Origin of the sequence: Dietzia aerolata (assembly GCF_014144865.1) — a bacterium.
Classification (GTDB): Bacteria; Actinomycetota; Actinomycetes; order Mycobacteriales; family Mycobacteriaceae; genus Dietzia; species Dietzia aerolata.
Map to the genome: position 1 here is coordinate 1 of NZ_JAALDM010000218.1, position 8,425 is coordinate 8,425.

Consider the following 8,425-nt stretch of genomic DNA (forward strand, 5'->3'; position numbering starts at 1 on the left):
CAGCCGCTGGCGCAGGTGCCCCGGCGGCGGGCACGACCGGTAATGCGGGGGCGGGCGCCGGCTCCCCGGGAGCTGCCGCCGAGGGCACCAGGGTCACCTCGAGGTCTGGTGGGACCGCCTCGGTCGTGGCTAACTCTGGTGGCGGCGGAACCACCGCGGGCAGTTCGGCCGCTGGCACCACGGCCTCGGCGGGGGCGTCGGGCACGGCCGGTACCGCGGGAACGGCGGGCACTGCCGGTTCGTCGGCTTCAGGGTCGGGTTACCCACCGCCGGGCACCTGGGGGAAGGTTCCCTACGACAGGGTTTCTCCTCGCGAGGGTTCACCGTCGGAGGGCTGGGCTACCGCCAACTCGGATATCCGCAGCTCTAGTAACAATTCCGGGATCGGTGCGGGCGATCTCCTGCTGTGGATCCTCACCGCGGTGGCGGCGGTCGCCACGCTGATCCTGGTGGCCAGGCTCCGCGGGGGACGCAACGAAGGCCAGTAGGCCGGAGCTGTCCGTCGTCCTAGAACAGGGTGCGAGGCCTGATCCTGTTGGCCTGGTCGACGAGACGGAAACGCTGCTGACGCGTCTCCGTGGATCTGGCCAGGGTTCGCAGAACGGTCTCGGCGCCCGTTCGCAGCCCGAACTCGGTGAACGGGATGCCTCGCATGAGCGGCGACGGTGACGGCTCGTTGTCCGGCAGCAGGATCCAGTCGAGCGCGGTGGTGAGCACGGTGAGCCGGATCTGGAATACACGGTGTTCGCCGGGGGGCAGCGAGTTCACCCGCCGCGCGGCCTCGCGCAGGTGTGACTCCTCGGTTTCCTCCAGCGGCCGCCCGTGGCACAGCAGCAGGATCGAGGTGAGGTTCGCGAGGGCGGAGTAGCGCGAGTTGGGCGGGACCCGGTCCAGTTCGGTGATGGCGGCGGCGACCTCGCCGCGACGCTGCAGCTGCCGGGCCAGCCCGAAGGCCGAGCTGATCACCGAGCGGTCCACCGACCACACGGTCCGGTAGAAGTGCTCACTGGAGCGGGCCCATCGACTGCGATCGCCCTCGGGGCACACGTCGAGGATCAATTCGGCGGTCGCGGCGAGTGCGAGCTTGGGGCCGTTCTCTCCCGGCATGGCGGTCAGGACCTGCTGGAACTTCGGGTACGCGCCCACCGGGTCGCCCTTGAGTAGGTCGATCACGCCGACGTACCAGGTCAGTCGCCATTCCGTGGCCCGTCGATGCTCGTTCTCCGCCAGCAGTTGCTCGGCGGAGGCCAGATCACCGCTGTCGAGGTACGCGCGGGTGAGGGACATGATCACGCCGACGCTCTCCCGCGCCTCGGAGTCCTCGGCCGAGTACAGGTCGCGCAGGGTGTCGATCCGCTGCTCCACCGACGTGTACGAAGTGGCGGCGAGAATTCGGCTCGCCGGGTCGGAGGCCTCCATGAGTGGCACGGGTAGCGCGTCGACGAGTTCGGCGCCGGTGAGCGTGGTGTCGCGGGCGTGGCCGTCGACCAGGAAGTCGGTCGGTTCGACGGTGAACAGGGTGCCGAACGTGGACCGCTGGGGCGAGAACACCTGCGAGAAAGCCGGGTGCGGTACTCCGGTGCGCAGTGCGAGCACCTCTCGCAGGACGCCCATGAGCTGGCCGGCCATGCCGGTGGCGCTGCGGAAACGCATCGCGGGATCCTCGGCCGTGGACCGCAGCAGGAACCGGTACAGGGAGTCGTACCGGCTGAACACCGGCTCCTCGACGGGGGACGGGATACCGGAGGCGTACCTGCCGTCCACCACGGGCAGTCGCACGATCAGCGAGGCGAGAGTGCGGCCGACGGTGTACAGGTCGGAGGCGATGGTGGGGCCGGTCTCGGGGATCTCGGGGGCCTGGAAACCGGGCGTGCCGTAAATGTGCCCGTAGTCGCCCACGCCGGATACGGCGCCCATGTCGATCAGCTTCACGTGGTCCTCGGTGAGCATGACGTTCTCGGGCTTGAGGTCGTTGTAGACCAGCCCCACCGAATGCAGGTACGAGAGGGCCTGGAGGACCTCGAGCACGTACGCGATGGCCTTCTCGACCGGCAGCACCCGTCCGGGCGCGGCACGGCGCACGTCGCGCAGGCTGGGCCCGCCGACGTACTCCATGACGATGTAGCCGCCGTGCGTGGGCGAGGTGGCCCAGTCGTCGTGGATGAAGTTGTAGATACGCACGATCGACGGGTGGGACAGTTCCGCGAGAATCTCCCGCTCGGCGACCGCAACCTCCTGCGCCTCGGCCTGGTCGGCGTGCAGCAGGCCCTTGAGCACGACCCAGCGGTCGGAGACGTTGTGGTCGACGGCGAGGTAGATCCAGCCCATGCCGCCGTGCGCGAGCGCGCCGCGGACCTCGTACTGGTCGGCCACCACGTCGCCGGTCCGGAGTTCGGGCCGGGGCAGGCGCCCGTTCGAGGCGGCGCACTCGGCCTCGATCTCTTCTGCGGAGAGCATGGCCGAGGTGGGGTCGACCGGGATGATGTACGGCAGGTCGACCAGGCCCTCGGCGGCCAGGCTCGGCTTGTCCTCGGGCTTGTCCGGCTGACGGAGGCGGAAGGGGCCACCGTGGCGGTCGCCGCCGGTGGTGGTGTCCGTGGTGCGGGCGGACGTCGAGTGCGACGGGCGGGGCACGGCCTCGGTTTGGGAATCCGGGTCCTCGGCATCGGCGGTGCCGGGGTCGGTGTCGTCGAGGAAGCCGGTCATGGAGACCGCGCCCGTGTGCTCGACCGCACCGGTGTGCTCCATCCCGCCCGTGGAGGGCAGGTCTCCGGTGGCATCCATCCCGCCGGTCGAGGGTATGGCTCCCGTGGCCTCCATGGCGTCGGTGGCCTCCATCGCGCCGGTGTGTTCCATCCCGCCCGTCGACGGGACGTCGCCCGTGTCGTCGAGGAAGCCGGTCACCGCGACCGCCTCGGTGCGCATGGTCGACTGGGTGCCGACGGTGGGCTCGTCGTCGTCGGGACCCTCATCCCACTTCCGGTAACTCATCGGGCCGGCTCCGGAAGGTAGATCGGCGCCGGCATCCCGGGGCTCGAGCCCAGCCCCGACAGCCAGGTCGAGTACATGCGGTTCCACGTACCGTCCTCGCGGATCCGGGCGAGCGTCGAGTTGACCTGGCGGACCAGGCCGTCGGTGTTGTTGTCCGGCGTCGACTTGGCGATGCCCACCCCGTACGGCTCGGCGGTCAGCTGCGGGCCGACGATCTCCAGGTACGGATCCTGGGCGGCGATGCCCACGAGGATCGCGTCGTCGGTGGTGATGGCGTCGACCTGGTTCTGCTGGATCGCCACCAGACAGTCCGCCCACGTGTTGACCGACAGCACCGTGATCCGCTCCAGCTCCTCCCACAGATGGGCGGCCGACGTGGTCCCCGACGCCAAGCACACGCGCTTACCCTCGAGATCCTCGATGTTCTCGATCCCGGAGCCGCGCACCGCCAGAACCCGCTGGTAGGCCTGGTAGTACGGCACGGAGAACGTGACCCGCTCGCGGCGCTCGCACGTGATGGACATCGACCGGATCACCAGGTCGACCTGCCCGTCCTCCAACGCCTCGATGCGATTGGCCGACGTCAACGACCGGAACTCCACCCGGTCCGGATCGCCGAAGATATCCTCGCTGATCTCGCGGGCCAGGTCCACATCGAAGCCGGTGAGCTCGCCCGAGGCCGGGTCACGGAAGGAAAAGAGGTTGGAGCCCTGGTCCAGGCCCACGATCAGGCGGCCGCGCTCGATGATCGTGGGGACCCGCTCCTCGGGGTCCGCATCGTCCGGGCGCAGGCTGGCCAGCAGATTGCAGGAATCGTCCTCGTCGGGAAGATCACCGGGGATGCCGGTGCTGATCACGGCCCCGGCGGGTAGCGGCATCACCGCATCGACGTCCGGAATTCCCGAGTCGCCCGGATCGATAGCCGTGGACTCGGTGGGGCTGGCGGCGGGAATGAGCGGCTCGTCGTCGTCGACACCACAAGCGCCTGTGGCCACCAGGGCTGCCACCAACGCGCCCCCGGCCAGGCCGCGCAGTGCCTTTTTTCCCCGGCCCCGCGCCGCGCCGGACGGTCCCACGCCCCGACCCTCGTGCCTACTCACAGGTACTCCCTGATCCTGGGCGCAACCCCCACCACCACGGCGAACGCCGCGAGCGTGGACAGCGCGATGATGAGGTCCGGCCCCGCCGACGACGTGCGCCTGGCCTTGTCGATGCGGGTGCGCAGCGTCTCGCGGGCCTCCTCGATGGCGTCCTGCATGGACTGGTCGAACTCGTCGAAAGCCGCGCCGGAATCCCCGGACTCCTGGCCCGAGGAGATGCTGATCGCGCCCTGGTAGTCGCCCTGCTGATACAGCGAATCTGCCCGGTTCTGGGCCGCCATCCACTGGTCCAGCGCCTCGATGGCGTCGGTGACGGCCCCGTTCTCGTCGAGGCTGATGTTGTTGCCGACGTCCTCTTCCTCGGGCTCCAGATACACGGTCAGGGTGTCGCGGACGCCCTCCAGCGTGGCGGCGCGCTCGGCGGCCGACCCCTCCGGATCCGTGCGTCGCACCAGGTTGAGCGTCTCCTGCGCCCGCACCTTCTGCGCGTTGATGCGTTGCCGGGTGAGCTCGTTCATCGGCGCCGCCCCCTCCGACAGGCCGCGCGCGTTGTCGTTCGCGGCGAGGAACCCGGCGATCATCGTCAGCAGCAACGTGGCCACCATCAGCAGCGAGGACAGCGCGAGCGCCGGATTGATCTTGCGCCCCGTGAGCCGCCACAGCCACTGCTGGAAGATGAACAGCACCGCGATCGCGAGCCCCAGCAGGAAGAACGAGCCCCACGGCGGCGACGACCACTCGCGGTCCGACTCGCCGACCGAGGTGGACTGCCGGTCGTACAGGTCGGCGGCCGCGGGCAGGATGGTGTCCTGCATCAGCGACGACGCCGACGCCAGGTAGGCCGAACCGACCGGATTGGCCACCCGGTTGTTGGTCCGGGCGGTCTCCACGAGGCCGGTGTAGGTGGCCAGCTGCGCGTTGATCTCGGCGAGCTGGTTGATGGACTCGGTATCCGTGCGGTCGAGCCCCTGGGAGGCGGCGATGATCGACGCGGACGAGGTGGCGATGGCCTGCAGGTAACGTTCCCGCAGCTCGGGAGGCTCGATGCCGCCGGTGATGAAGGCGGTGTTGGCAGCCGAATCGGCGATGGTCAGTGAGCTGTACAGGGTTTGCGACGCGTTGGCGACGGGCTCGACCTCCGCCAGGAGCGTCTCGTGATGACTCTGGCGTTGCGTGATGGTGTTGGAGGCGACGATTCCGCCGGCGAGCACCGCGGCGATGGCCAGGACGGCAAGCACCGACAGACGCCCCGGGGTGGTGAGGATGTCGTTCCAGACCCTGGCCGCGCGGCGGCGCAGGTGCCGACTGGGCTGGGCCCGGGACGCCGACCTGTCCGTGCGGGAGTCGGAGGATGAGGCGGTGGGGCCGGTGGAGGAAGTGGTGGTGGAACCCGAGCCGGAGCCGGGCCCGTTGCCGGAGCTTGAGCCGGAGCCTGAACCGGAACCGCTGGGGCCCGTATTCCGTGGGAGGGTGGGGGTGCTCAACGCGATTGTCACCTCCCCGGTCCGGCCCGCCGGGTCGCGGATCCGGCGGGAGTGTGTCCCAGGTTAGTGAAGTGACGGCGCTGCGTCGGGCAGACTGGTCGGCGAGTAGGAAAGGTCGCGCCCGATCCACAGGGTGGACAGGGCGAAGGAAGGTGGTCGGCCGGTGGTCGTGCAAGAGGGAGACGGCAACGGCTGGGTCGTGTCCGATGCAGGTGACCGCCGGTGGGGACGCTTCGGCGCGGCGGGGTTGCTGCTGCGGGCGGCCGACCCGACCGACCCCGATGTCCCGCTCGTGTTGTTGCAGCACCGCGCCGTGTGGACGGCCTCCGGAGACACGTGGGCGCTGCCCGGCGGAGCGCGTGACTCCCATGAGGAGGCCGCGGAAGCCGCCTTGCGCGAGACCGAGGAAGAGGCGGAGATTCGTCCTGCCGACGTGACGGTCCGAGCCGAGCGCGTCACCTCCAGCATGCCGGGCACCGTGTGGCACCGCCCCGGCCTGGACATGCGGCACGTGGCGCGGATGATGAGTCGGCTGCGCCCGGATCAGCGGCATACGGACGAGCCGGGCGGAGCAAAATCGGGCGAGGGAGAGTCTGGCGGCGAGAAAGCTCCCCGGATCCCGCCGCTGGTCCAGGTGTCCGAGGACCGGGTCGAGTGGACGTACACGACCGTCGTGGCCGATGCGCCCGGCGTGCTGGACACCGTGCCGAACAACGAGAGCCTCGAACTGCGCTGGGTACCCGAGAGCCAGGTGGCGGAACTACCGCTGATGCCCGCGTTCGCCGCCGCCTGGGACAACGGACTGCGCACCGAGCCCGTTGAATTGGTGGTGGACGTGGCGAACGTCCTCGGCTCCCGGCCCAACGGCTGGTGGAAGGACCGCGCCGGCGCCACCACCCGACTGCTGGAGGAACTGAGCGCGGGGATGCCGCGGACGCTCGAGCTGCCCGGAGGGAAGGGCGGTGACTCCGGCTCGGGGGCTGTCTCCGAGTCCGAGAGCTTCGGCTGGGTCGCACGCGCCCACGCCGTGATCGAGGGCAAGGCGCGAGATGCCGACCATGACGGCCCGTTCGAGATCCATCGCGCCTCGGGCTCCGGTGACGACGAGATCGTCAGCCTGTCCACCGAGCTGGATCGCGGACCCAGACGAGTAGTGGTCGTGACGGCCGATCGGGGACTGAAGGCTCGGTTGCCGGGTGGTGTTGTCGTCGTCGGGCCTCGGGCTCTTCTCGGTTAGATACGGCGAGGCTAGATACGGCGAGGCTTGGCGCGGCGCGGTTGAACGGCGCGGCTCGGCTCGGCTGGGCTGGACGCGGCGCGGCTCAACTCCCCCCGATCCCAGCGTCCTTTCAGGTCCGCGGGGGCACACTGGTCGCATGACTGACCGCCCGGAGATACTCGTCGGCCCCCTGCTGCGGTACGTCGACTCGACCGAAGCGACGGTGTGGGTCGAGGTGTCCGCCCCGTGCCGGGTGACGATTCGCGCCGGCGAGCAGGAGTTGAGCGAGCCGAGCTGGGGCGTGTTCGGGCACCATTTCGCGGTGCTGCACCTGCGTGACCTGCCCGAAGGCGCCGAAACCGAGTATGAGGTCGCGCTGGACGGCGAGGCCGCCTGGCCGCTGGACCCCGAGCGGCCCAGCGTGATCCGCACGCCGCGCGCCGACGACACGGTGCGGTTGGCGTTCGGCTCGTGCCGTCGGGGTGAGAACCAGACGCCGCGCGCGCTGCGCAAGATCGGGGCGGACGCGCTGGTGGCGCTGTCGCACCAGATGGCCCGGACAGCGCACGACGACTGGCCCGACGCGATGCTGCTGCTCGGCGACCAGGTGTACGCGGACATCCCCAGCGAGGAGATCGCGGACAAGCTGGCCGAGCGCCGGCGCGCGGGAGGCGGGCCCCAGGCGGTGCGGGACTCGGCGGGCGCAGGTGGCGATCGGGACGTCTCGAACGAGATCTGCGACTTCGAGGAGTACTCCTGGCTGTACCACGAGTCGTGGCGTGATCCGGACGTGCGGTGGCTGCTGTCGACCGTGCCGAGCTGCATGATCCTCGACGACCACGACCTGCGGGACGACTGGAACTCGTCGCACTCGTGGCGGCGCGAGATGACCGCGCAGCCGTGGTGGCAGGACCGGGTGATCGGGGCGTTCGCCAGCTATTTCGTGTACCAGCACCTGGGCAATCTCGCGCCCGACGAGCTGGACGGCAACGAGGTGTACCAGGCGCTGCGGGCGGCCGGGTCGGATGCTGAGCGCGAGCGGATCCTGTCCGATTTCGCGGTGCGGGCCGACTCCGAGCGCGGCGCCTCCCAGTGGAGCTTCAAGCGCGATTTCGGGCGCGTGCGCGTGGTGATGCTCGACGTGCGCGCCTCCCGGCACCTCGACCCGGAGGACCGCCGCGTGATGGACGACAACGAATGGGAGTGGACGCGCCGCGCCTGCCTGGACGCGGACGTGGACCATCTGGTGATCGGCTCGTCGCTGCCCGCGTTCATGCTGCCCGCGCTGCACCACCTGGAGGGCTGGAACGAGGTGGTGGCGCGGGATCGGCCGAACAAGCCGGTCAGCGCGCGGCTCGGGGAGTGGATGCGCCTGACCGTGGACCTGGAGCACTGGGCGGCGTTCCGGAACAGCTTCGACGACCTGGTCGGCCTGTTGGCCGAGGTTGCGGCGGGGAAGGGCGAGGGCGGCCGCGCGCCGGCGTCGATCCTCATGCTGGGCGGCGACGTCCACTGCTCGTACCTCGAGGAGATCGAGCTGACGGCGCCGGAGGTGACCGCGCCGGAGGCGACGGGCGGGGACGGCCGGACCGGTTCGTCCGCCGCGCAGCCCGGTTCGTCCGCCGCGCAGG

General features: G+C 70.2%; 5 protein-coding genes and 1 pseudogene. 3 read left to right on the forward strand and 3 right to left on the reverse strand.

What is annotated here, in order from left to right; all coding sequences use genetic code 11:
• Nucleotides 1-488, forward strand: a pseudogene (locus G6016_RS12520) (hypothetical protein); the annotation flags it as partial.
• A gap of 19 nt (nucleotides 489-507) precedes the next feature.
• On the opposite strand, the gene G6016_RS12525 reads toward G6016_RS12520, so the two are convergent.
• From G6016_RS12525 to G6016_RS12535, 3 genes are all read right to left on the reverse strand, one after another.
• Nucleotides 508-2,991: a serine/threonine protein kinase gene (locus G6016_RS12525; RefSeq protein WP_182632972.1), complete on the reverse strand. Its 2,484-nt coding sequence runs from the start codon at nucleotides 2,989-2,991 to the stop codon at nucleotides 508-510.
• Nucleotides 2,988-4,025, reverse strand: coding sequence for a glutamate ABC transporter substrate-binding protein (locus G6016_RS12530; RefSeq protein WP_187354560.1), 1,038 nt, complete (start codon nucleotides 4,023-4,025; stop codon nucleotides 2,988-2,990). The genes G6016_RS12525 and G6016_RS12530 overlap by 4 nt, the downstream gene beginning before the upstream one ends.
• Before the next feature lie 62 nt (nucleotides 4,026-4,087).
• On the reverse strand, nucleotides 4,088-5,575 hold the full coding sequence (locus G6016_RS12535) for a GlnX family signal transduction membrane protein (protein ID WP_182632973.1): 1,488 nt from the start codon (nucleotides 5,573-5,575) through the stop codon (nucleotides 4,088-4,090).
• Nucleotides 5,576-5,738: 163 nt separating this feature from the next.
• Here G6016_RS12535 and G6016_RS12540 point away from each other — a divergent pair, with 163 nt between their 5' ends.
• Both G6016_RS12540 and G6016_RS12545 read left to right on the forward strand, forming a co-directional pair.
• On the forward strand, nucleotides 5,739-6,812 hold the full coding sequence (locus tag G6016_RS12540; RefSeq protein WP_182632974.1) for an NUDIX domain-containing protein: 1,074 nt from the start codon (nucleotides 5,739-5,741) through the stop codon (nucleotides 6,810-6,812).
• A 139-nt stretch (nucleotides 6,813-6,951) separates the two neighbouring features.
• Nucleotides 6,952-8,425: alkaline phosphatase D family protein (locus tag G6016_RS12545; RefSeq protein ID WP_182632975.1), on the forward strand; the 1,474-nt coding region annotated here is incomplete at its 3' end.

Bases quoted from the DNA above. Each gene is read 5' to 3' on its own strand.
- G6016_RS12525 (WP_182632972.1), bottom strand. From the start codon at position 2,991: ATGAGTTACCGGAAGTGGGATGAGGGTCCCGACGACGACGAGCCCACC.